Annotated in this window: 20 protein-coding genes and 5 pseudogenes; 16 read left to right on the plus strand and 9 right to left on the minus strand. The window is 59.9% G+C overall.

Translation table 11 applies throughout. The features are described from left to right. Positions 1 to 77: 77 nt before the first annotated feature. Entirely contained in the window at positions 78 to 1,187 is a 1,110-nt protein-coding gene (locus CCR97_RS18785) for an IS110 family RNA-guided transposase (RefSeq protein ID WP_111355071.1), read from the minus strand. Between the two features lie 188 nt (positions 1,188 to 1,375). Here CCR97_RS18785 and CCR97_RS18790 point away from each other — a divergent pair, with 188 nt between their 5' ends. Then, positions 1,376 to 2,518, plus strand: coding sequence for a glycosyltransferase family 4 protein (locus tag CCR97_RS18790; RefSeq protein ID WP_111355070.1), 1,143 nt, complete (start codon positions 1,376 to 1,378; stop codon positions 2,516 to 2,518). A 204-nt stretch (positions 2,519 to 2,722) separates the two neighbouring features. After that, positions 2,723 to 3,661, plus strand: coding sequence for a glycosyltransferase family 2 protein (locus CCR97_RS18795; RefSeq protein WP_170145644.1), 939 nt, complete (start codon positions 2,723 to 2,725; stop codon positions 3,659 to 3,661). A 97-nt stretch (positions 3,662 to 3,758) separates the two neighbouring features. Here CCR97_RS18795 and CCR97_RS18800 read toward each other — a convergent pair whose 3' ends face one another. Continuing rightward, positions 3,759 to 3,968: a hypothetical protein gene (locus CCR97_RS18800; RefSeq protein WP_146618596.1), complete on the minus strand. Its 210-nt coding sequence runs from the start codon at positions 3,966 to 3,968 to the stop codon at positions 3,759 to 3,761. On the opposite strand from CCR97_RS18800, the gene CCR97_RS32550 reads away from it, so the two are divergent. The 3 genes from CCR97_RS32550 to CCR97_RS32120 all read left to right on the plus strand — a co-directional run bounded on the left by CCR97_RS32550 (position 3,946) and on the right by CCR97_RS32120 (position 6,426). Then, on the plus strand, positions 3,946 to 4,122 hold the full coding sequence (locus tag CCR97_RS32550; protein ID WP_420826086.1) for a hypothetical protein: 177 nt from the start codon (positions 3,946 to 3,948) through the stop codon (positions 4,120 to 4,122). The genes CCR97_RS18800 and CCR97_RS32550 overlap by 23 nt on opposite strands. 400 nt (positions 4,123 to 4,522) lie before the next feature. Beyond that, positions 4,523 to 5,779 (plus strand): oligosaccharide flippase family protein, encoded by a 1,257-nt coding sequence (locus CCR97_RS18815; RefSeq protein WP_111355067.1) that lies wholly within the window; start codon positions 4,523 to 4,525, stop codon positions 5,777 to 5,779. Positions 5,780 to 5,823: 44 nt separating this feature from the next. Beyond that, positions 5,824 to 6,426 (plus strand): CatB-related O-acetyltransferase, encoded by a 603-nt coding sequence (locus tag CCR97_RS32120; protein WP_111355066.1) that lies wholly within the window; start codon positions 5,824 to 5,826, stop codon positions 6,424 to 6,426. A gap of 412 nt (positions 6,427 to 6,838) precedes the next feature. Here the strand turns inward: CCR97_RS32120 and CCR97_RS18825 are convergent. Next, positions 6,839 to 7,506: pseudogene (locus CCR97_RS18825) on the minus strand (IS5 family transposase). Between the two features lie 356 nt (positions 7,507 to 7,862). Between CCR97_RS18825 and CCR97_RS18830 the strand changes: the two are divergent. The 3 genes from CCR97_RS18830 to CCR97_RS18840 all read left to right on the plus strand — a co-directional run bounded on the left by CCR97_RS18830 (position 7,863) and on the right by CCR97_RS18840 (position 11,246). Continuing rightward, positions 7,863 to 8,735, plus strand: a complete 873-nt coding sequence (locus tag CCR97_RS18830) for a hypothetical protein (RefSeq protein WP_207199515.1) — start codon at positions 7,863 to 7,865, stop codon at positions 8,733 to 8,735. A 4-nt stretch (positions 8,736 to 8,739) separates the two neighbouring features. Continuing rightward, positions 8,740 to 10,038, plus strand: coding sequence for a hypothetical protein (locus tag CCR97_RS18835; protein WP_146618594.1), 1,299 nt, complete (start codon positions 8,740 to 8,742; stop codon positions 10,036 to 10,038). A gap of 128 nt (positions 10,039 to 10,166) precedes the next feature. Next, a complete protein-coding gene (locus tag CCR97_RS18840) occupies positions 10,167 to 11,246 on the plus strand; it encodes an acyltransferase family protein (protein WP_146618593.1) in 1,080 nt (359 codons plus the stop codon). Positions 11,247 to 11,759: 513 nt separating this feature from the next. On the opposite strand, the gene CCR97_RS32125 is transcribed toward CCR97_RS18840, so the two are convergent. Beyond that, a complete protein-coding gene (locus CCR97_RS32125) occupies positions 11,760 to 11,891 on the minus strand; it encodes a hypothetical protein (protein ID WP_274611537.1) in 132 nt (43 codons plus the stop codon). Between the two features lie 81 nt (positions 11,892 to 11,972). Here CCR97_RS32125 and CCR97_RS18845 point away from each other — a divergent pair, with 81 nt between their 5' ends. Then, positions 11,973 to 13,172, plus strand: a complete 1,200-nt coding sequence (locus CCR97_RS18845; RefSeq protein WP_170145643.1) for a polysaccharide pyruvyl transferase family protein — start codon at positions 11,973 to 11,975, stop codon at positions 13,170 to 13,172. Positions 13,173 to 13,336: 164 nt separating this feature from the next. Here CCR97_RS18845 and CCR97_RS32615 read toward each other — a convergent pair. The 3 pseudogenes from CCR97_RS32615 to CCR97_RS31805 form a co-directional block, all read right to left on the minus strand. Further along, positions 13,337 to 13,703: pseudogene (locus CCR97_RS32615) on the minus strand (winged helix-turn-helix domain-containing protein); the annotation flags it as partial. A gap of 47 nt (positions 13,704 to 13,750) precedes the next feature. Then, positions 13,751 to 14,188: pseudogene (locus tag CCR97_RS31800) on the minus strand (IS66 family transposase); the annotation flags it as partial. A gap of 156 nt (positions 14,189 to 14,344) precedes the next feature. Next, positions 14,345 to 14,599 (minus strand): annotated as a pseudogene (locus CCR97_RS31805) (helix-turn-helix domain-containing protein); the annotation flags it as partial. Between the two features lie 232 nt (positions 14,600 to 14,831). On the opposite strand from CCR97_RS31805, the gene CCR97_RS18860 reads away from it, so the two are divergent. The 4 genes and pseudogenes from CCR97_RS18860 to CCR97_RS18875 all read left to right on the plus strand — a co-directional run. Beyond that, positions 14,832 to 15,974, plus strand: a complete 1,143-nt coding sequence (locus tag CCR97_RS18860) for a glycosyltransferase family 4 protein (RefSeq protein ID WP_170145641.1) — start codon at positions 14,832 to 14,834, stop codon at positions 15,972 to 15,974. A 24-nt stretch (positions 15,975 to 15,998) separates the two neighbouring features. Continuing rightward, positions 15,999 to 17,210, plus strand: a complete 1,212-nt coding sequence (locus CCR97_RS18865) for a Coenzyme F420 hydrogenase/dehydrogenase, beta subunit C-terminal domain (protein ID WP_111355059.1) — start codon at positions 15,999 to 16,001, stop codon at positions 17,208 to 17,210. A 35-nt stretch (positions 17,211 to 17,245) separates the two neighbouring features. Beyond that, positions 17,246 to 17,779: an IS5 family transposase gene (locus CCR97_RS18870; protein WP_111355058.1), complete on the plus strand. Its 534-nt coding sequence runs from the start codon at positions 17,246 to 17,248 to the stop codon at positions 17,777 to 17,779. A 74-nt stretch (positions 17,780 to 17,853) separates the two neighbouring features. Then, positions 17,854 to 18,636, plus strand: a pseudogene (locus CCR97_RS18875) (IS701 family transposase); the annotation flags it as partial. Between the two features lie 50 nt (positions 18,637 to 18,686). On the opposite strand, the gene CCR97_RS18880 reads toward CCR97_RS18875, so the two are convergent. Further along, positions 18,687 to 19,076, minus strand: coding sequence for an IS4/Tn5 family transposase DNA-binding protein (locus CCR97_RS18880; RefSeq protein WP_338049107.1), 390 nt, complete (start codon positions 19,074 to 19,076; stop codon positions 18,687 to 18,689). A gap of 323 nt (positions 19,077 to 19,399) precedes the next feature. On the opposite strand from CCR97_RS18880, the gene rfbB reads away from it, so the two are divergent. From rfbB to rfbA, 3 genes are read left to right on the plus strand one after another with little or no spacing between them, the layout of a single operon-like run. Continuing rightward, positions 19,400 to 20,470, plus strand: coding sequence for a dTDP-glucose 4,6-dehydratase (gene rfbB, locus CCR97_RS18885; RefSeq protein WP_111355057.1), 1,071 nt, complete (start codon positions 19,400 to 19,402; stop codon positions 20,468 to 20,470). Between the two features lie 13 nt (positions 20,471 to 20,483). Continuing rightward, positions 20,484 to 21,365: a dTDP-4-dehydrorhamnose reductase gene (rfbD, locus tag CCR97_RS18890; protein ID WP_111355096.1), complete on the plus strand. Its 882-nt coding sequence runs from the start codon at positions 20,484 to 20,486 to the stop codon at positions 21,363 to 21,365. 1 nt (position 21,366) lies between these two features. Continuing rightward, the gene (gene rfbA / locus CCR97_RS18895) at positions 21,367 to 22,299 is read left to right on the plus strand and encodes a glucose-1-phosphate thymidylyltransferase RfbA (RefSeq protein ID WP_111355056.1); all 933 of its coding nucleotides are present in this window, start codon (positions 21,367 to 21,369) and stop codon (positions 22,297 to 22,299) included. Here rfbA and CCR97_RS18900 read toward each other — a convergent pair. Beyond that, positions 22,274 to 23,605 (minus strand): tyrosine-type recombinase/integrase, encoded by a 1,332-nt coding sequence (locus tag CCR97_RS18900; protein WP_338067884.1) that lies wholly within the window; start codon positions 23,603 to 23,605, stop codon positions 22,274 to 22,276. The two genes, rfbA and CCR97_RS18900, sit on opposite strands and share 26 nt — an antisense overlap. Positions 23,606 to 23,748 lie beyond the last annotated feature (143 nt).

The raw sequence follows: 23,748 nt of genomic DNA on the forward strand, positions 1-23,748 counted from the left end.
AAAGCGGTCGACGGGAATTCCCCTGCCGTGATCCCGCCCCCGCCGGTGCACGTGTGAATGCCGGCGTGGGCGACCGATTAACTGGGCTGTGCCTCCCGACCGACCGCCCACATGAAGCCGACGAGCTCCCGCGCAATCGCCGTGCAGACGACGGTCGTCTTCTTGCCGCGGGCGCTGAGCGTGCGATACCGCGCAGTCAATCGAGACTGCGCTTTCCAGGCGATCTCTCGTATCTTCGGCGGGACCTGCTCCAACAAATATAATTTCTTGGTTCCAACCTTCGGTGGATGACGGTACGTCCAAGCGCTCTCGACCAGCATGTGGCGAACGCGTCCGTTCCCGGCTTTGGTGATGCCGCCTCGTTTGACCGTTGCACCGGTCGATCGCTCGCTGGGAACAAGCCCGAGATAGCCCATGAGTTGACGCGGACTTTCGAACCGCCGCAGGTCGCCGACCTCGGTCACGAACGTCACCGCCACGATCAAATCGACGCCGCGCAAAGCCTGGAGCGCGCGAACGACAGGGGACAGCGACCAGGTCGGAACAAACTCCTCGATCGCGCGCTCCAATCGGCCGACCCGTTCCTTCGAGACGCGAACCGAGTCGACCATTTCCTGCAGGGCAATCTGATGAGCAGGATGATCAAACGTCTGCTCCTGAAGCCACCGAAGATACCGCATAGTCCAGCCCGTCTTCCTTGGATAGGCTCGTCCGTGCTTCAGCAAAAAGGAACTCACCTGCTGGCGGTGCACTCGAAGCGTCTCGACTGCCGCCGCCCGCGCGCGAACAAGGTCCCGCATCGCTTCGTGTCCTTCATCGGGAACCCACACGGCGGTCAACTCTCCGGCCCGCAATAGCTTCGCCAGCGTCAATGCATCACGCCGATTCGTCTTCACCCGATCGCCCGGCTTCCGCGGTATCAGCGAAGGCGCGACCACCATGCATTCATGGCCGAGCGACACGATCAACCGGTGCAGCCCGTACCCGGTTGGACCGGCCTCATAACAGAAGTGAGCCCGCTTGTATTTCGGTGCGAGCTTTTTGATCACGCGACGCATGCTCTCGTCGGAGGCGTCCACCTCCCCCTGAAAGCGCACCTCTCCGTCCCGGCCACCCTCGGCAATCGCGATTGCATTCCGGGTCTTCGAAACGTCGATTCCCACAAAAGCTTCGCTATTATCGTCCATGGCTCGTCCTCCTACGGTGAGGATCGGCTCGGTTCGCCCGAGCAACCCTCGGGCACGTAGTGTAGGACGAGCCACACCCACCAGAGACGGACATACGGTCTTACACTCGATCGGAATTCGAGCATGGGCTCACACCGGTCATTCAGTGCCTTTGTACCATAAGCCGCTATTAAATATAGGCGATTGAAATGAAACGGATCCGCTGCGTCCATCAGGGTTATGAACTCTACGGGTCGGACCGGACTTTCATAAGTTGCGTTACGTTCCTTCGTGATCGCTACCCGGATTGGAATGTAGAAGTCGTTCTCCCTAAGGAGGGCCCGCTTTCAGATGTATTGCGCAATAGCGGATTCAAGATCATTATTCGCGATCTGTGGGTCTTGCGCAAAGGCTACGGGTACTTCCGTCTTGCGTTACGTGGCTTGTTGCTGCCGATTTTTGTGTATCGCAGTCTTCATGCGCTGAAAGACCACGATTTCCTATACATAAACACCTGTGTGATTGTCGATCATATGCTGGCCGCGTGCTTCCATCGGCGTAGTGTGATTCATGTTCACGAGATTCCCGGGCGTGCTACGCGTTGGCTGATCCGCTTCTTAATCGCGATGCCACGGGTCAAGGTGCTGTTCAACTCGCACGCAACACGCAACAGCATACAGCTTCCGAAAGCAATTCCGCAAACTGTCGTTCATAATGGGGTCGAGATTGCTGCTTTGGAGGACCGCGGTCTGCCGCACACCGGTTCGGCTGGGGACGCGCCGATCCGACTTTTGTTGATTGGCCGGATTAATTCGTGGAAGGGGCAGGATTTATTGATTGAGGCGCTCGCGCTGTTGCCCGAAGCGGCGCGGAAACAGTTCCGGGTCAGGATCGTCGGTGATGCCTTCGAGGGAGCGCCCTTCCGCAACGCGCTCCTCGCTCACATCGCCTCGCGGCAGTTAGCAGATCTTGTTGAGGTATTGGGATTTCAGAACGATCCGTCTGTAAGCTATTATTGGAGCGATGTCGTAGTCGTTCCCTCGCGCATGCCCGAGCCCTTCGGGCTCGTCGCCATAGAGGCGATGGCGCATGGTCGGCCAGTAGTGGCGGCGGCTCACGGCGGCCTTGTCGAAATCGTCGAGAACGAACGCACGGGCTTTCTTCATCAACCGAACGACGCCGCGGACTTGGCGCGGGTGCTCAAGAAAGTGATATTCCGACGCGGTTCGCTTAGCGATCTCGGCGAAGCGGGACGAGCACGTTATGCCTCTTTTTTTACCATTGACGCATTTAAGGCGTCCTTTCTTGAGGCCGTTGCCTCGGAGTTCCAAGGTATGTCCGTTTCCACATAGGATTCATGTCGTTCTGGACTATCCGGTGGAGGTCTTCGCCGACGGCGCCTACAGGACGACACCGCGAATGAGCGAACAATGATGCGATGCGGAGTATTGGACCGAATACTTAATTATCTACCCAAGTAGTCCTGCGCGCCATTTATCTGTTCCGCTTGCGCAGTGCTCGTAACGCCTTCTTCTATGCTACCGGACTATGAAGAGATGAAGCTATCGATTGTTATCGTTACGTACAACTGCAAGCCGTTTATCGACCGCTGTCTTGAGCCTTTGCTGCCGCACATTGGTGAACAATTAGAGGTTCTTGTCTGGGATAATGCCAGTTCGGATGGGACCTACAACTATCTCAAATGCCGCTACGACACCGTCAGGTTGTTCGGCGAACGCGGCAATCTCGGCTTCGCTCGTGGCAACAACGCGGCATTCAAAGAATGCCGCGGCGACTACGTCCTTCTGTTGAACCCGGATGCGTTCCTTCACGACCTCGGGCAGATCGAGTGCCTACTGCATGTGCTTGAGGCCGATACGGGTGTCGGAGCGGTTGGTCCAATGCTGATCAACGCTGACGGCAGCCATCAAGTCGGCGATGCCGGCTGGCGCCATGACCTCCCACGAGCCGTGGCTCATTTCCTGTTCCTGCACAAGCTGTTCGGCTTTGAAAGTATATACCTGACAAGCGCGCGGTTCCTGGAACGCGAAAGTATTGATCTCGATTGGGTGTCCGGCGGCTGCACACTCGTAAGCCGAAAGGTCATTGAACAGATCGGCGGCTTAAACGACGACATCTTTATGTATGGCGAGGATGTTGAATGGTGCGTGCGGATCCGCAACGCGGGGCTTCGCGTCGTTTATGTTCCGTCGGTCAGGGTCCACCATCTTCAGGGCGCAACGCAGAAAATCGACATTGACGCTGCTTACTCCTCGACGAAATGGCTCGACGCGCTGGCCGCCGAGATTCGGCGTAGCACCAGTGCCGTCGGCTTTTTCGTCTTCAAAGCGGTTGCCACGACGGGTTTGCTATTACGTTGGACACTTCTGCTCCTTGCGGCGTTGGGACGGGCCGACAAGCGATCGGTACGTGCCGCTCACATGCTGAAATACGCGCGCTTCGTCATCGGCCTGTCCTACGCGGTGAAGAAGTGAGCCGTATTCACGCTCAGCGGTCCTTAGGTGTTCAGTCCCGGAGAGTCGTGGCGTATCTTGACCCGAGAAGTGGAGGATTCGCTATGGCAGACGTTCTTCACGGGAGTACCCACATCAAGTCCCACCGCTCGGCGGCGGGCGGAAAAGGGGGGCCTTCAAGCAGGCGATCGGCCGTTCGCGCGGCGGGCGGACGACGAAAATCCACGCCCTGACCGATCAGCCGGCCGCTCGTTCTGCGGCTCTCGCCGGGCAACATCAACGACATCGCGTTCGCACCGACGCTGATCGCCCGGGTCGGGCCGATCACCGGCCACATCGCGGACAAGGCCTACGACGCCAACAGCCTGCGGCGTCTGCTCGCCGAGGGCGGCGCCAAGGCCGTTATTCCGTCGACCTCCAGCCGCAAGCGGCCCATCCCTTACGACCGCATCGCCTATCGACGGCGCAATCGCATCGAATGAATGTTCTCGCGGCTCAAGGACTTCCGTCGCGTCGCGACCCGCTACGACAAGCTCGCCCGAAACTTCCTCGCCGGCGCAATCCTGGCTGCCATCGTCGCCTGGTGGCTCAATTGAGTCCTGACCCTGGCGCAACCGTTGCATGTCGAAAACGCGTTCGGTGCGGAGGTGTAATGACATACAATGCATGCGTGCCTCTCCGAAGCGCTTGGCCCAGACGGTGGCGGTACCATCTGTGTCCGTCTTACCTTTGGGATTCTCTGGATAGCGGAGCGAGATCAGAGCCGGCGCGTCTGACGAAAGCGTTTTTCTGCGGCCTTCACTCGCTGCAACCCAGCCACTTTGTTGCACCAGAGGCGAGACGGTGAGCGATCTACCCGGCCTAAGGGCCGAGAAAATCGCGATGGCGATCTCCACTTTCACAAGGTTAGGGGCAAGCCTTGCCACGTTTGTCTTCCTCGCTAGGTATCTTGGGCCGGCTTCATACGGTGTTATAGGCACAGCGATCGCTTGTTCCATGCTGCTAAGCATGGCCTCCGATTATGGACTTGGAAATTTTCTGCTTCGCGAGGCGGGAGCCCGCCCTAAAGATGCCGTGAACATCGTTCGCCGCGGTCTTGTCCTTAAGGTCTGGACTACGGCCCTTTCAGTTCTTATCGCAGCGCTGGTCTTCGTCGTGCTTCGCCCCGCGAGCGAAACAGCGCTAGTCAACTGCGCCGTTTTGATCGGCGTCTTTTCGGCTGCGTTCGCTGACCTGGGCTTCGTCGTCGTCAGGGCAAAAGGTCGTTTTGACGTCGAAGCACGCAGCGTTGTGCTCTCAAACTTTTTTATGCTGCCCTTCGTGGTTGGCGTTGCAGCAGCGACCAGCGACGTTTTCGCTTCAGCGCTAGCCTTCGCCTTGTCACGCCTATTCTACCTTGCGGTCGCGGCGGTCATGCTGCGCAAATGGTTGCTGGGACCGGGAGCTTGGCCATCCGACTGGCGGGGGCTCCGTCGGATGGTGCGGGAAGCTTCGGGCTTCGCCGCCGATGGCATCCTGACAAATTTGTCGGTTCAAATTGATATTGTCGCGGTCTCGCTGGTGCTCGATCCGGTATCGATTGGGCTTTATCAGGTTGGCGCAAGGTTAGTTCAGGGTATCGCACCGTTTGCGGCGGTTCTGGCGACCGTATATTTGCCGCGCCTAGCACGGGCACGCAACGATGCTGGCCTCTACTTACATTTACAGAATTTAGTCAATATCGAATTTGCGCTTCTTGCCTTCGGGGCGGGCGCGTTTTTTCTTTTTGCAGCGCCTGTCCTATCTGTAGCCGTATTCGGCGAGCGCTACGCAGGACTTGCTTCCCTCTGGCCAGGCTTTGCCGCCTTTGCCCTAGGCCGCGTGTGGCTTGCTGGCCTTGGCGTCCAGCTATTCGCCTCAAACAAGATCTATATGCGCGTAATTGCCCAGATCGTTAGCCTCGCTGTGATGGGTCTGGGCGCTGTCCCAGTGCTTACGCACTATGGTTTGTCCGCTGCGCCGTGGCTGCTTGCAGTTTCGACACTAGTTGGGTTTCCGCTCTACGGGCATGCCCTCTGGGGTTTTGGTTTGCGGTTTTTCATTCTGTTCGGCCTCTCGATCGGATTGATCGCCGTATTGACGATCAGTACCGTTTCGTAAATTCAAGATGATAAAAGCGAAACACGCAGAAAAGGCCGCAATCAATGAAAGAGATTATCAAGCTGATCCTTGGGCGGCTGGGTCTTCATCGGACGGTCGTTGAGGAATTGACGAGCACTAAGTTGCGAAAAAAATATAAAGCGTTAGGCATTGATATCGGCATGTATTCGTACGGCTGTTTCGATTTGGGAAGAATTGGACGAAACACTACAATAGGGAGATATTGTTCATTTTCTAGTACGGCTCGGATACTGACTCGAAACCACGGGACGAATTTCTTGTCAACTACTCCATATCTTTTTGTCGATAACCTGAGTTTTGAGGCGCCAGGAAAGATTGATTATGTTAAATGCGTGCTCGAAGACGACGTCTGGATGGGGCATGGCGCCATCGTCCTGCCGGGGTGCACATTTATCGGGCGCGGTGCGATTATTGGTGCGGGATCCGTCGTCACCAAGTCTGTCGACCCCTACACGATCGTCGGTGGCAATCCGGCGCGAAACATACGCAAACGGTTTCTGCCGGAGACGATCGTGGAAATCGAGCGCTTGAGATGGTGGGAGTGGGATCTGGAAAGGCTTCAGTACGAGGCGAAGCACAATATAGATATGGTATTGTCTCCCGATACCTACTTCAATCAAGTTTAGTTGCAGTGACGCAATTAACTAAATGAAAGCGAGTGTATTTTTCTGCATCGCGACCTCTGTTTCGGTCGTGCCGCACCGAACCCATCACCGTCGTGGCGGCTCCGTAAAACAGCGCCTCGATCTTCTGCAGCTCATCCCGTTCGCGATGAACCTTTGGCACCAGTTCGCCGAGGCTCAGCCGCCGCCATTCAACGTACCGCCGTCCGCAAATCGAAGCCGCGGAGCGCCACCTGCGGCAGGGGCCCGTTGCTTCTGCAATGCTCCGAACAGCCGGTCCCGATCACCCGATCCCAGTGCCGCGTGCTTCGAGAATCAAATTCGACGATTCTTGGCACGCGACTACAGTCCATTCTTCAAGATCGAGCCCAGTCGACAGATTCTCAGGCTCTTTGAGTCCGTTTGGAAACTCGGCTCAGAGGGTGATGCGGCGCAGGAGGAGGCTTCCCATGGCGACGTGGAGCATGGCCTCGGAGACGTCGATCCTGGCCTCGTATCCGCATTCCGACGATCGCGACCACCTGTACCGAGGGATCGCGACCAGTGTGGCGCGGGGTGTGAGGGGGGCCGTCGGGTCGTCGTCAGGATCATCTGGGCGCCGGCACTGTCTGAGATGCCGGCGGGCGTGAGGTTCACCATCAGAAGCCGACCGTCGATGTCGACCGCGACATGGCGCTTGCGGCCGAAGATCTTCTTGCCGCCGTCGAAGCTGCGGTCCGCACCGGGCGCCGGCGCCTTGACGGTGGGGCTGTCGAGGATGCCGGCCGACGGGCTCGCCTCGCGGCCCGCCCGCTCACGGTCGATCATCACGGCGAAGTCGTGGATGGTGCGGAACAGGAACAGCCGCACCATGCGTCGGAACCAACAGTAGACGGTCGGCCAGGGCGGGAAGTCCATCGGCAGCATGCGCCAGCCGCACCCGGTCCGAGCCAAATATCGAACTGCATTGAGGATTTCGCGAAGGTCGATGCGCCGCCGACGGCCGGTTCGGCCCGGCTTCGGGAGGAGCGGCGCGACCTGCGACCACTCCTCACCCGTCAGATCCGTCGAGTAGCGCTTTGCCTTCTTCTCGATGTCGGCCATCCGGGCCCGATTCGCTGCTGTCCACGTGGACAGCTGAATCACGGCCGCAGCCGCACCGCCACTTCAGTTTCCAAACGGGCTCTAAAGTCGGTAAGCGAACTGAGTTGCTCTTTACGCGGCATCACGTAAGCCCGACCTTCATTGGCCGCCGCGGTTTTGTGTCGGGGCTGGTCGCGGCTGCAATTGCGCCATTGGTCGCCAAAAGCGAGATTGCTTCCTCGCGACCTTTAGCATTGCAGGACGTCGCGGAAGGAATAAAACCTGGCGCGGATATAACAGAACCGTTAGAGAAAGCGTTAGCGCTAGCCCAGTTGCAAAACATCGGAGAAGTCCTGCTTCCAGCCGGAGAATACCTCGTGAAGTCCATCAAAATGATCAGCAAAGTGAAGCTGAAGGGACTCGGACGGGGATCGACAAGATTGAAGGTTGTCCCAGAATCATCTGGACCGCTCATTGTTCTGGGCAACGGGCCGATCATCTATACCGCCATCGAGGGAGTGACGCTAGTCGGCGGGACGCCATCGGCTGCGATCAATCCAGGACAATACGCGATTAATCTGGAGGCCAAGCCAATTGCCGGATCGACCCCCGCCAATGGTGGACTGTGGTGGTCGTATATTCAAGATGTTGCGATTATCGGTTTTTCCAGGGGGATCCGAGTTCAAGGCGGCGCGGTCCCGGGGAACTATCAACTACCTCACCAGTTTATCAGTGTCCGTGATCTGGTCGTATTCCTCTCCAAGGATGCAACTGGTCCCGCGCTGAAACTTACGGGGCAGGTCGCTCAGATCACGTTCGAACAATGCCATTTCGATCACAACGGTGGAATAGGCGAACTAACGCTCGTCGAGATTGGGCGTGTCGGAGAAAGCAAAACTGCGAAGGGTCCGGAACCCTCGTTGCTCCGGTTCAGCGTATGCACTTTCCAGAGTGCGCGCCAGGGCGTGGTGATGGCCGGAAGCCAGAACATCGCATTCGAGTCATGCTGGTTCGAACAATTGCAAGGCGGCATTCTCGCGGGAAAGAACAGCGTCGGCACTTTGATTTCAGGCTGTCGCTTCGCAAACGCTGCAAGTGTTCGGCCGGCCATCGAATTCGTGGACGACGCTCAGGGCACGGTCTCGTCCAACGTTTTCGCGGGTTCGCGCACCATGGCTTCAATTCGGGTTTCTCCCGCGGGGCGCGTTGCGCAGTCGAACAACATTCAAACCCTGGGTGCCAGCCAGTGACGCGATGTCCCTTAACGACTCATTAAAGACCGCTTTTCTGGTTGTATTGTTTGTCTTCGTCGAATTGGCGCCCCGGATCGCGGTTTATCTCGCATGCCTACCGCTTGTTGTTCTTCTAGTCGCCACATCTGTGCGAAGTTCGGAGCGATTGATCGCAACCTGCTGGCCTCTAATTGTGATCTTTCTGCTTGGAGGGATCGTATCGATCGGTTCTGGTGAAATGAACGTAGATGCGGTGAAGGGCGCGTACTACACCTCAAGGCCAGTCGTGTTCATCGGGGCCGGAATGTGCCTTCAGCTTCGAATGAGCATACCGTTTAAAATGCTACGAAGAGGGCTCATCGTTGCGGCCGTGATTTTATCTTTCGTGTACATCTACAAATATCTGACTACCGGAGCAGCTTCGGAAGCGAGCAGATATGCCCTGAGAGACGCGATCGGCGTCGGATACATCACTGTCGCGATCGCCGCCGCGATCATCGTGGGCTTCGTGATGACGGTGCGGATCAGACCGATGGAGGTCGCCGTGTTGTCCATCTTGATGGCGGCAGTCGTCCTGTCGGGATCGAGGTCCAGTTTCATTACGATAGGCATAATGATAATTAGCTATTACGCGCCCTTCATTCTGGTCCCATTTGCAGCGGTTTCATTAGCGGCGATTCTGTTCGTTCTGACGACGCCTTTCATCCAGCTGATCGTTGATCCTGATACGCTCAGGCAGATGTTTTACAAGCTTCCCGCTGCCGTGGTCGAAATCATATCCATTCAGCGCTACTCGGAATCGGAGGTGAATGTCGGCTGGCGAGGATTCGAAACGTTCCGAGCCTTCTCACACGTATGGGATGAGGGCGCACTTGCTGCATTGTTCGGCACCGGGTGGCACGGCGTCGTTCCCATTCTCTGGCGCATTAAGCTGGGGGCGGAAATTCTCACAGACATCCCTGTTCTCCACAATGCATGGGCTTTCATTTTCTTGCGATCGGGGTGTGCTGGTCTTGCGGCGATCTTTGTCCAGTTCTGGCTGTGGAGTTCCTTATTTCGAAGACGGCTTCGGTCGGATTTCGATTCGTCGGCTCATGAGATTCGCGGTTTCGCGTCGGGTTTGCTCTTGGTGTCCATCGTTAACATTCCGACGATCGCGAGCGTCTACAACCCCGGAGGATCAGGTCAAATTATCGGAATTCTTTTTGGGTGTTGCATTGGCTATTATGTTAACGATCGAAATATAACAAAAGCGTTAATAAAGAAAGACAAAACCCCGCGCTATAGGGGTAGATCCGATATGCGACGAACGGACCATTAGTGCCTCCGTTGGGGTTGGTGACGTACATGGTCCGCCGTGCGTTTGGCGGCGATCTGTTGTGCGGTCAGGTCACCGGTTTGGATGGATAGTCGAACGGAGGTCGGTGTGATGCGCAAGGCAGTTCGCCGTTGAAGGGAACGGTTCAAAGTTCTTTCGAGAAGTCTGAGGCCGTTACCGGCCGTCTCGAATCTGTCGAGTTCATGCGGTTCCTAGCGGCATTTCTAGTACTCATCACGCACTGTGGTTTCTACGTTCACGAACGTCTTGACAGCGATTTCGAGTACTGGCGACGAGGGTCTTCGGGCGTCGGGCTCTTTTTTGTCATAAGTGGCTTTGTGATGATCCTTTCATCGCAAAAACTGTTACTTTGTGCCAACGGCTGGAAAACTTTTGCGCTAAGAAGGCTTTCACGTATTGTGCCGATCTACTGGATGGCTACAACCGCCAAAGTCATTGCGATGCTCGTCGCCGCCCATCACGTGTTACATGCGGAATTCGATCTTCCTTTTATTATAAGGTCATATTTCTTTGTTCCGAGCTACAATCCCTTGGATCGAACCATCCAGCCGATTCTCGGCGTAGGTTGGACTCTAGTCTTCGAGATGTTCTTCTATATTTTGTTTACACTGGCGCTCTTTTGGAAACTGCGACCAATAAAGTTCATAGGAATCATTATTCTGTTTGTAAGCGCCGGTTCGGTATTCCGGGAAGCCATGCTCTCGATGGAAAGGTTCCCAGTATTCTATTTTTTGCTGGACACGGTCATGCTGAATTTCCTTTTCGGCATGGTGCTAGGCGAGCTTTATCAAAGGAAAAGACTCCTTGGTCCGACCACGGCATTATTTGCTGTCGTGTTGGGCATGCTGTCGATCGTTTTTGATGTCTTCAGTATAGCGGGCGGCCCAGTTCCGTCGATCATCTCGATCGGATTGGCCTCCTTTTTTGTACTTTGGGGCTGCGCATCGATAGAGCAAAGTCGTAGGTTGACAATTCCGGTGATATTTGTCTTTCTCGGGGCGGCTTCGTACTCGACCTACTTGTTCCACCCGTTGCTTGCTCCAATTGTTCCGGTTCTTTTCAAAAAGCTTGGACTGGAAAATCCCTGGCTGGCGGTGTTGTGTTCGATCCTTTTTGCTCTTTCTGCTACAAGCCTGATATACCAGTATGTAGAGCGCCCGATCACTAGGTTCCTTGCTAGCAAGGTGTAGGGCATGGCGCCGAGCAATTGCGTCGTTCTTGGCCACATCGGCACTGAGGTGTTGATTGTTTGAGGTCGCGCAAAATTTATGAGTCGTAGGCCGAGGTCATGCGCAGCCCATTTTGGTGTAGGCCTTTTCGTTCGTGAAACTCCAGGTGATGCGTGCCGGGCGCTGTTGCGTTGCTTCTCCCAGACGGCGACCTCTATGCGCAGGCGCGAGGAGCTTTTCGATGCGGCGGTCGAGGCATTAGCTTGCGAGCGCGCGATCTCGATTATATTGAGCCCACTTGCGTGCTTCGGAACGTAGTCGAAATCCGTCTGTCGCAGCACGCGCAGTGCCTCGTCGGTGGGGAAGGTCTGATAGAGGCCTCAGACAAGTTGTCGAGCACCACCCTGGGTCGCTCGGCCCCCGGGAATGAAGCTCGGTGAGTTCGCGCTTGCAGACGGCGACGCTCACCGCGCCCTCGTGGAGACGCGGCGCTTGAACTTTTAGCACTGTGCGATAGTGCGAGTGAGAGCGGCTTCAGCCGAGCCGTTCCTCCGCGAAGGCCTCGTCGACGACGCGTTGCGTGCTGGAATGCAGGCGGGCGTTGGCGACGGTGTCGAGGTTGATGCTCTCTCGCGCTTTAGTTCTAGAATCCGTTTTCTGATGCATGATCCGGGCTGATGGTCCTGGCGCACAGGTCGCGCGCGGATGGGACCGGCTAACCCCAATCAGCGGAAGATATAAGTGGTCATGGAAGAACATAGAAAAGCTCTAAGAATAGGCCTTCTCTGGCATACGTTCAGCCATGGCAACTTGGGCGTCGACGCGCTGGCTTGTGGGCACGCAATTCTGCTGCGCCGCGCAGTTCAGAGAGTTGGTGTCACGGCGCACTACACCTCCCTCGGCGCAGGACAAAACCGTTTGGCTGAGCTGCCCGGTGACGTCACGAATGGCCCTGAACCGCAACTTAAGCAGCTGCTGAAGGGAAACTTCGGATTCCTCACTGCCATACGAAACTGTGACGTCGTCTTCGACATCGGGGAAGGTGACAGCTTTACCGACATCTATGGAGTGCGACGGTTTGCACGGTTGGTCGGGACGAAGTTGGCTGTGCTGGCATTGGGCAAGCCCTTGATTATAGCCCCACAAACGATTGGGCCGTTCAACCTGCCCGTTTGCCGTCGGGTTGCGATCGCCGTGATGCGACGCGCCGGGGGGGTATTCACACGCGACGAACTTTCCACGGCATTTCTCAACGAGTGTGGCATTGCGAATGCCGAGGAGTTCATCGACGTTGCTTTCGCCGTTCCAGTCATCAAGCAAGCTAAGGCCGGCGACCGGCAGCGTGTTTGCTTGAACATTTCGGGGCTGCTTTACAATCAGAGTTATACGGGCAAGAACGAGCTCGGCATGAGGCTTGATTATGCGTCCCTAACGCATGCGCTGATCGAGGAGATGGGCAAGCGACCGGGTGTCGAGGTTCATCTATTGGCCCATGTGAGCGGTTCGGGAGGCGACGATGATGATACCGCGATTATGCTGGAGCTCAAGCGACGCTATCCTTCCGCAGTCACCGCACCGATGTTTAAAACGGCCGGGCAGGCTAAGTCCTACATGTCTGGAATGGATTTCGTCGTCGCGGGTCGCATGCACGCCTGCATTGGCGCATTCTCCGCAGGGGTCCCGGTTGTACCGATCGCCTACTCCCGGAAGTTCAACGGACTGTTCAGCACACTGAAATATGCGCACTATGTCGACGGTAAGGTCGACAACGCGGAAGCCGCGCTTGGCAAGATCATGGCGGCCTTTGATGCCCGAGACAGTTTGGCGGTCGACGTGGACAGAGGATTGACGATCGCAAACACTCGCCTTGAGCGATATGTGGATCGGCTTGTCCATATTCTAAAGTACCCATTAAGTGAAGCCCGCAGGAAAGTGCGGTCCGGTTAAGGTCCGGGGCAGTCAGGCTTCTGCAGCGGTGGGCTGGCGTTTTCCGATTCCGCGGCAGGAGGTCGTGAATGCGTCTGGCGGGATGATCGGGACATCGGGACGAACGGCAAGGACTTCGGCGAGCCAGGCTTGAGGATCGATTTGTTCAGCTTGGCGGTCTCGGTTTGCCGCGGCCGCGTTCCACGCCGCGCCGACATGCGCCCGATGCCGTTCTTCTGGCCGATGCGCGCCTCGTCCTGGAACCAGATCTCGACCAGCTTGCGATCGGCGACGCCTTCGAGATGGGCGGATGGGCGCTCAGCGTCGTCGCGAAGTATTTTTGAACGCCGCGATCGTTCCGGCGTCCTGCGCCGGATGACGCGGCCGCGCGCTGATATGGGAGGAGCCGCGGGCGTCGAGGATCTTGCCGATCGTCCGCTCGTGATACGCGACCCCGAAGCGCTCGGCGACGAGCCGCTGGAGGTCGACCCGCCGCCAGCGCACCACGCCGTGCACGGCCGGGTCCGGACCAGTCTCGACGATCGTACCCAACCGCCGAGGACCGCGGGATTTCTGCTTGCGTTGTCCGGGATGGAGGGTCAGGCCGCGAGCGATGTCGGGGCCGGCGTATAGTTCCAGGGAAGCAGCGCGGCCAGATCTCGGATGGCTTGATCGTTGATGCGCGCGAGGACGTCGGCGAGCCAGGCTTGTGGATCGACTTCGTTGAGGCGGGCGGCCTGGATCAGGGTGTACATCAGCGCGGCGCGTTCGCAGCCGCGGTCGGAGCCGGCGAACAGCCACGACTTCCGGCCGAGCGCGATGCCACGCAGGGCGCGTTCCGTCGCGTTGTTCGTCAGGCAGATTTGCCCGTCGTCGAGGAAGCGCGTGAAGGCAATCCAGCGCTTGAGCATGTAGTCCATCGCCTTGGCGACGTCGGAGTGGCGCGACAGGCGGGCCCGCTCGGCCCGCATCCAGATCTCGAGGTCGGCGACGAGAGGAGCGGCTCGCTCACGGCGCAGAGCGAGGCGCTCGGCCGCCCAAGAACGGAGGCTCCGATCACCCCATCGGCTGATCACCACACCCGCCAAAGTGGGGAATTTTGCGCGCCCCAAAGTGGGGAGATTCCGAGGCCCGTTGACACTCAGCGGAGGGACACCGACGATCTCCGCCAGCTCCACGAGCTGCGCGGTGGTCAGCCGCGAGCTCGGACCTGGCGACGGGATGTCCATAAGCCCGTCCGGGCCGTGCGTGTTGAACCGGTGCACCCAGTCGCGCAGCGTCTGGCGCTCCATGCCGCCGATCCGCGCCGCCTCGGTCCGGTTCATGCCGTCCCCGGCCGCCGCCAGCGACAACTGCCGCCGGCTCTGGTTGGCATTCTTCGACGCCGCCGCCAGCCGCCGTAAATCGGCCACCGAGAAATCTGTCCGCAGAGCAACCGCTGTCGCCATGGCGCGAATCCTCCCGCGCCAAGCGAATCACATCCGGCCACTCCCCGGAATCCCCGGCGAGTCAGGAGCCGAGGCCGTTGGTATAACTCGTTAAATCACAGCCTCGATCTCGCGATCTCCTGCTAATTCAAACGAGAATTCCAGGTGATCAGTCAAAGTGGTATATACAACAACGCCAAACCGTCAATAATAGACGCAGAGTATCTCCAGGTAAAGCATGGGGGGATTAATCGTGGAAGTAAATCTCATTCTCGATCCACTCTTGAGCCGGCATGGCCCGACCTACATCGCCGCCCGGCTCGCCGAAGCCATGAATTGTCCCGAGGCGCCCTGCCGCATTTTTACATCCGTCAATAAATGGACGGGCGCCCCCCTCAACGTCGAAGTCTTGACCGGTCTGCCGACACCCGGCCCGCTCGCGAAGATCCCCACTCGGGTCGCCAGGAATCTGGTGATGCGGTTCGCGGAACGAAAGCTTTTGAACAAGGTCCAGAACTCAAAGGGGATGCAGGTCGTCTTTACATTTGGCGATGTATCGCTACGTCTGGCGCAAGAACTGCATGCGCTCGGCGTTACTGTGATTCGCGAAAAATTCAACTGCGCCCGGGCGACCGCCCGCGCTATCCTCGATCAGGCCTATATTTCGCTGGGAGTGGAGCCCGCGCACGGCCTGGATGATGCTTCGATCAAGTATGAGAATGAAGGCCTCGCGATTGCCGATGCGGTGTTTTGTCCGAGTCCTCAAGTCACCAAATCGCTGCGCGCGCTAGGCATTCCCGACGATCGGCTTCTCGCGACTAGCTACGGCTGGGAACCGGCTCGTTTTTCGGGCAGCCATAAATTGTTCCCCGCGGAAGAAGGCGTCACCCTGGTGTTTGTGGGATATCTATGCGTGCGAAAGGGCGCTCACATTTTGCTAGATGCTTGGCGAAAGGCCAATATCAAGGGCCGGCTGATCATTGCCGGAGCTATCGAGCCGGTCATCCAGCAACGATTTTCCGATGTACTGCATCGTCCAGACGTGATGTACATGCCATATACAGACGATGTTCCCGCGCTCTATCGGTCCTCCGATTGGTTTGTGTTTCCGTCGCTTGAAGAGGGCGGTCCGCTCGTGACCTATGAGGCAGCCGGCTGCGGGGTACCCGCATTGACATCCCCGATGGGGGCCGGCGCATTTACGCGCGACAAGGTGGATGGAATTGTTCTTGACAGCATCAGTTCCGAGGAATGGGCTGAGCAAATTGCATCCTTGCCTTCCAGAGAGGAAGAGCGTCGTGCGTTCGCCGCCTCGGCGAAAAGCCGATCGCTGGATTTCACCTGGGACAAGGTGGGGATCCATCGTCGGGAAATATTGCAGAGCAGGTTTTCGTAAGCAGGTCGATGAAGGCGAATTCGCATGGGTAAGCTAGCCTTTATCAAGCGCAACGGGTTGTGCCACGGTTGCGGCGCCTGTGCGGCGGCGGTCGGCGGCGATAAGATCAAAATGTCGATGACTGCGGCAGGTTTTTTGCGACCTAAGGAACATCAGCCGTTGACGACGTTCGACGAGGAAACTATACGAAGGGTCTGCTCCGGAGCGGAACTGCAGCACTTCGCGGTGACTGACGGAGGCTACGATCGGTCTTGGGGACCTGTCGTTTCGGTCGAGACCGGGTTTTCTACGGATACCGACGTCCGTTACCTCGGCTCTTCCGGCGGCGTGATTTCTGCGATCGCGATTCATCTCGTCGAAACGCGGACCGTGGACTTCATCCTCCACACATCTGCCGACCCGAGCGATCCTGTGGGCAATATCACTCGGCCCAGCACGACGCGCGCGGAGATCATTGAGGCCGCCGGCTCTCGCTACGCGCCATCTTCGCCGTTGGCCGACATTGGGGGATACCTGTTGAAGGGGCGTCGCTTCGCCTTTATCGGGAAACCATGCGACGTGGCAGCATTGCGGCGCATGGCGCGATCAGACCCACGCATAGATCGCCTCATCCCCTTTAAGATATCTTTTTTTTGCGCCGGTGTGCCAAGCCGTAAGGGAGCTCTGGCCGTCGTCGAAAAGCTGGGCGTCAAAGAGAGCGATCTCGCCAAATTTTCCTACCGTGGACGAGGCTGGCCGGGTTGGACTCGCGCCACTCGACGGGACGGGTCAGAAGAGAAAATGGATTATAATTCCTCTTGGGGCTACATTCTGAGTCCGCGTGTGCAATTCCGCTGCAAGATATGTCCGGACGGCACGGGCGAGTTCTCTGACATCGCATGCGGTGATGCCTGGTACAGCAGGGACGGCTATCCGGATTTCACGGAGCGCGATGGTCGCAGCTTGATTGTCGCCCGAACATCCGCGGGACGGGCACTACTGGACACCATCCGAGAGGCAGGGGCCCTGAACTGCAAGCCGCTGCCAAAAGACGAAGTACGCAAAATGCAGCCATATCAGTATAACCGCAAACGAGCGGTCTTTGTTCGGCTTTTGGGCATGCGTCTCGGAGGATTATCGACGCCAAAATATCGGGGTCTCTCGTTGCTACAACTGACGCTGCTTTCGTCGCCGATCTGGTTGCTCCGCAACCTCCTTGGAACGTATTTTCGCGCAGGCAAGTCAGAGCGCCTGTAGTCCCGACATCGCAGAGCTACGCCGAGCGCACCCACATGTGCGCGATTAGTCTCTCAAGGGTCTGGTCGCTATTGCCGGCGCGGTATCATTGCGGGTACCCACATCAAGGCCCACCGCTCGGCGGCGGGCGGAGAACGGGGGCCTTCAAACAGGCGATCGGCCGCTCGCGCGGCGGACGGACGACGAAAATCCACGCCCTGACCGATCACTGCGGCCGGCCGCTCGTTCTGTTGCTCTCGCCCGGCAACATCAACGACATCGCCTTCGCACCGACGCTGATCGCCAGAGTGGCGCCGATCACCGGGTTGATCGCGGACAAGGCCTACGACGCCAACAACCTCCGCCGCCTGCTCGCCGAGGGCGGCGCCAAGGCCGTGATCCCGTCGACCACCAGCCGCAAGCAGCCGATCCCCTACGATCGCATCGCCTACAGACGCCGCAACCGCATCGAGCGGATGTTCTCGCGGCTCAAGGACTTCCGACGCGTCGCAACGCGCTACGACAAGCTCGGCAGAAACTTCCTCGCCGGCGCCATGCTGGCCGCCACCGTCGCTTGGTGGCTCAATTGAGTCCTGACCCTAGCACTACTTTGGCTGAAATCTGAACTCTCGGTCCGGTCCTGGATTCCCGAATCGCGTCATCGGTGATTCATGGGAGGTCGGCTTGTGGAGGGCCGAATACGGTCGACGCGCGATCAGATTGGGAAGGCGAGCTCGGACGTTGGCTCGATCAGTTTCTGGACCGGCTGGGCCACAAGGCGCGACGGCGGATGTGTCCCCGGTACGTGGCAGGCCTGATCGGGCCGGGAGACCGTAAGAGCATCCAGCCTATGACGGAACGGTTTGCGCCGGGGGACTACGACCAGTTGCACCACTTCGTCGCCGGCGGGGTTTGGGATGCCGCGCCGTTGGAGGACGAACGCGTCCGACAGGCCGACAGGCTGGTCGGCGGCAGGGACGCCGTCCTGGTGATCGACGACACGGCGCTGCCCAAGAATGGCGATCATTCGGTGGGGGTAGCACCCCAATATGCGACGGCGCTGGGAAAGACGGCGAACTGCCAGACTTTGGTGTCGCTGACGCTCGCCCGCGACGAGGTGCCGGTGACGGTCGCACTGCGGCTGTTCCTCCCCGAGAGCTGGACGAGCGACCCGGCTCGCATGGAAAAGGCCGGCGTTCCGGTGCAATTCCGCACGGCTCGGACCAAGCCGGAGATCGCGCTTGCGGAGATCGATCGAATGATCGCTGCCGGCACTCGCTTCGGCTGCGTGCTGGCCGATGCCGGATATGGACTCAGTGCCCCGTTCCGCCATGGGCTGACGGGGCGCAAGCTGAACTGGGCGGTCGGCATTCCACGGCATCAGAAGGTGTACCCTATCGACGTGCGACTGATCTGGCCCGAGGCGTCACGCGGACCCGAGCGGCGTGCCGCTCAAGGTCACCGCCAAGCTCGAATGCATCAGCACTCCGCACAAGGTCAACGCGTTGGGCTGGCCCGCCTTGTAACGCCCGGCGTTGATGGTCTTGATAAAGCCGATCTTGCCGGCTGTGCGCGGCTGTATATGAACTCGGTGGTGTCTTGCAGGATGAGGATCGGGCCCTCGCTCGCGGCGCAGCGCTCGGCGGTCGCGGCGAAATGACCGGCGAGCACCCCATGCTCGGTCACGCGCGGGTTGTCGAAGAAACGATAGGCCGCTTTCGTCGCCGCCCAGTCGCCACACGCCGCCGGGATCGGCTGGCCAGGCGCGGCCGACATCTGCTCAAGCAGGCAGCGCATCCTGCGCGCCAGGCGTTTGTCCGGCAGCCCCGCCGCCACGACTTCGTCGTCATGCCAGCCGGCGGCGCCGGCACCTGTGTCCCCGCTCATTTGTGACGCCTCCGCGAATCGGCGTCACAGACAGAATCACGAACGATTCAACAGGTGCAAATTGTCGGGGTGAGATGTGGGTAATCGGAAGCCTCGCCGGGTGGGTACAGCAAATACCCCCAAGAATCCATAACTCGCTGAGATCGCAACCGCTAACCACCGTCGCCTGGTGCCTCAATTGAGTCCTGACCCTAGCCGGTCGAGCGCGGGGCCATCAGCCTGTCCGACAATGACGCCAAATATCTACCTCTCGCCTCTTTCGAGAGCCCGTTCACATATGACGGCGCGCTATTCGCGCCGCTAATGGCTTAAGGACGAAAGTCATGCTGAAGGGCCGTCAAATTCTGGTCACGGGCGGGGCGGGCTTCATCGGCTCGGCGGTGGCGCATCATCTCGTGAGCGATCTCGGCGCCAGCGTGCTGGTGGTCGACAAGCTCACCTATGCGGGCCATCTCGCCTCGCTGGCCGGGCTCGAAGGCCGAGCGAGCTATCGCTTCGTGCGGGCCGACATCTGCGACGCGCCCCGCATAGCGGCGCTGCTCGCCGAGCACGAGCCGGACGCCGTGATGCATCTCGCGGCCGAGAGCCATGTCGACCGCTCGATCGACGGCCCGATGGATTTCATCCGGACCAACGTGGTCGGCACCTGCACGCTTCTGCAGGCGGCGCTGGCACACTGGCGCGGATTGTCGCCCGAGCGGGCGCGAGCCTTCCGCTTCCATCACGTCTCGACCGACGAGGTATTCGGGGCGCTCGGGGCGACCGGGCAGTTCACCGAGACGACGCCCTACGACCCGCGCTCGCCCTACTCGGCCTCCAAGGCCGCGTCCGATCATCTGGTCAGCGCCTGGGGGCACACCTACGGGCTGCCGGTCGTGATCAGCAACTGCTCGAACAACTACGGGCCGCGCCAGTTCCCCGAGAAGCTGATCCCGCTCAACCTGATCAAGGGCCTGGCCGGCGAGCCGATGCCGGTCTACGGCGAAGGCAAGAACGTCCGCGACTGGCTGTTCGTCGAGGACCACGCGCGTGCCCTAGCGACGATCCTGGCGCAGGGACGGGTCGGCGAGACCTACAATGTCGGCGGCGACGCGGAGCGGCGGAACATCGACGTGGTGACGACGCTGTGCGCCGTGCTCGACGAGCTGTCGCCGCGCGCTGCGGGCCCGCATCGTGATCTGATCACCTTTGTGCGCGACCGGCCGGGTCACGACTTCCGCTACGCCATCGACTTCTCGAAGCTCGAATCCGAGCTCGGCTGGCGGCCCGCGGAATCGTTCGAGACCGGGCTGCGCCGCACCGTGCAGTGGTATCTGGACAACCGCGCCTGGTGGGAGCCGCTGCTGAAGACCACGGACGCGGCAGCGCGGCGTGGCCTCGCCGCAGTCCGCTGACCATGCCCCCGTCATGAAGCTCCTGCTCCTCGGCGGAACCGGCCAGCTCGGCCGCGAGATCTTCCTCCACGCCGGTCCGGGATTGAGCATCGTCGCGCCGACGCGTCGCGATCTCGATCTCGTACGGCCGGAGACGATCGACTCCTATGTCGCCGCGCAGGACGTCGACGTGATCGTCAATGCTGCCGCCTACACGGCCGTCGACAAGGCCGAGAGCGAGCGCGATCTCGCCTTCGTGCTCAATGCCGAGGTGCCGGGCCGGCTCGCCGCCGCGGCCGCCGCGAAGGGCATCCCGCTCGTCCATGTCTCGACCGACTACGTGTTCGACGGCATTAAGGGCGCGCCCTATCGCCCGACCGACCCGGTGGCGCCGCTCGGCGTCTACGGCGCCAGCAAGGAGGCGGGCGAGAAGGCCGTTCGCGCCACGTCGGGGCGTGCAGTGATCCTGCGCACCGCCTGGGTCTACGGTCCGTTCGGTGGCAACTTCATGAAGACCATGCTGCGGCTCGGCCGCGAGCGCGACGTGCTGCGCGTCGTCGACGACCAGCGCGGCACGCCGACCGCCTCGGCGGATCTCGCGGCTGCCAGCCTCGCGATCGCGGTCCGGCTCGTGAACGATCCGGGCGACCACGGCGGCACGTTCCACTTCACGAATGCAGGCGAGACCACCTGGTGCGGTTTCGCCCGCGCCATCTTCGATCTGGCGGGGTCGCGGCTCGCGCGACGACCCGACGTGCTCGCGATCACCACGGCCGAGTATCCGACACCGGCGCGGCGCCCGGCCGACTCGCGGCTCGATTGCGACGCGACGATTGCTCGTTATCACATTTCGCAGCCCGATTGGCGTACTGCCTTGGCCTCAACGCTCGACCGAATTCTCGAAAGGACGATTTGACATGAAGGGCATTATTCTTGCCGGCGGCAGCGGCACGCGGCTCTATCCGGCGACGCTTGCCGTCAACAAGCAGCTTCTGCCCGTCTACGACAAGCCGATGATCTACTATCCACTGTCGGTGCTGATGCTGGCGGGCATCCGCGAGATCCTCCTGATCTCGACCCCGGAGCATCTCGGCTTCTACCGGCAGCTGCTCGGCGACGGCGCGACCTGGGGCATCCGAATCGACTACGTCGTGCAGGACAAGCCGATCGGGCTCGCTCACGCCTTCGTGCTGGGACGCGACTTCGTCGGCACCGACAAGGTATGCCTGATCCTCGGCGACAACATCTTCTACGGCCACGGCCTCTCGGCCGAGCTGGCGCGGGCCGCGGAGTCCGACGCCGGCGCGACCGTGTTCGGATATAACGTGCGCGAGCCCAGCCAATACGGCGTCGTCGTGTTCGATCCTGCCGGTAAGCCCGTTGAGCTGATCGAGAAGCCGAATACCTTCAGGTCGCCCTGGGCCGTCACCGGCCTGTACTTCTACGACAATCGCGTGCTCGACATCGCGGCCGACCTCAAGCCGTCGGCGCGCGGCGAGCTGGAGATCACCGACGTCAACCGCTGTTATCTGGAGATGGGTGCGCTCGAGGTGGTGAAGCTCGGCCGCGGCTATGCTTGGCTCGACACCGGCACGCACGACGCACTCCTGGAAGCGTCCGAGTTCGTCCGCTCAATCCAGGCCCGCCAGGGTCTTCTGGTCGGCTGTCTGGAGGAGGTGGCTTATTTGCAAGGCTTCATCGATGCAGATGCTGTCCTGCGCCTCGCCAAGCGATACGAGAAGACCAACTACGGCGTCTACCTCAAGCAGATCGTCGAAGATGCCAAGGATGAAGTTCAGCCGAGTAAGCGCGGCATCAAGAAGGTCATTTCCGAAGCGTTGCTGTCTTGAGGAGTTCTGCGCTCTGGACGTAGCGGGCGACGACGTTGACTGATTTCCAGCCGCCGGACCGCATGATCGGCAGGATGCCGAGGCCGGCGGTCATCATGTCCTGGGCGGCGCCGACCCGCATGGAGTGACCCGATATTCTTGCCTGCTCAACCTCCGAGAGGCCGGCAGCCCGGGCGCGCTGCTTAAGGATGCGGCCGATCGAGTGGGGATGTAGTGACAATGGCCCGACGACTCCGGCGACGATGCGGCGGAACAGATCGCCCTCGGTGATCTCGGCGGCCGCCAGCCATTTTCGGAGCATCCCGGCCGCTGCGGCGGAGATGTAGCCTTCGCGGCCGTCGCCGAACGGGTCGTTCTTGGCGCGGCGGATGAGGGCGAGCATGCCGCCGTCGGGGAGGGGGCTCAGGTCCTCAACGCGGAGCGCGACGAGCTCCGAACGGCGGCAGAGCGTGTCGTAGCCGACCGCGATGACGGCGCGGTCCCGCAGGCCGGCGAGGTTTTTGGGGCAGGCGGCGATCAGGCGGTCGCGGAGGACGGCCGTGAGCCCGAGCGCCTGAGCCGGGCGGCGCGGCTTCGTTCGCAGCGCGCGCCGCATGGCGATCAGAACATCCTCGTCTTCGGCGGGATCGCGTAGATGGAACAAACGATGAACTTTTCGGATCGAGGCCAAGCGTCGGCGGAGTGTGCTGGCGGAGGCCGAAGCCGCGTCGGCCGCCAGAAACGCGGCGACCGTCTCCGGCGAGGCGGGCAGGGGGCAAAGGCCCTGCTTGCTGCACCACTTGTCGAACAGCCGGAAGTCGGCCCGATAGCTGCGGAGCGTGTTTTCCGAGTAGGCGCCATCGAGGCGACGCAACGCCTCTTCCCAGTTCCGACCGTTTTTGGATCGAGTGGCGTGCGGTTCGGCGCTGCTCTGTGGCATAATTGACGTTCTGAGCTTCCGTGCATCAAAAATGATATAGGAAGCATCAATTGAAGTGTCAAGCGAATGCTCACTGGTCTCCAGATCCGCGCAGCTCGGGCTGCCCTGAACATCACAGCTCGTGAGCTGTCGCAGCGTTCGGGTGTAAGTCTCCCGACGATTCAACGCCTGGAGACCGTTGATGACGTTCCGCAGAGCCGTACGTCGACTCTCATGGATGTAAAGGCCGCTCTCGAATCCGCCGGCATCGAGTTCATCGGCACCCCGGCCGATCGGCCCGGCATCCGGCTGGCCAGTTCCACAGCCCGAAAGTCCGATCCCGGCCGGGTGCCAGGTGATGCCGATTAAGGGCGCCTGCAGGAGCGTTTCGCCGGGCGCGAGCCCCATCTTCTCGCTGGCGCCGATGGCTGCGGAGACGCTTGCTCCGGCCCGTTCGTCACGCGTGCCGCGCGCGGTCTTGGCGCTGGACTGAGATAGTTCGCGCGGCCGCCTTTCGCACAGGCGAACTCTCTCTGCGGCGGCGAGCGCCC

Source organism: Rhodoplanes elegans (assembly GCF_016653355.1).
Classification (GTDB): Bacteria; Pseudomonadota; Alphaproteobacteria; order Rhizobiales; family Xanthobacteraceae; genus Rhodoplanes; species Rhodoplanes elegans.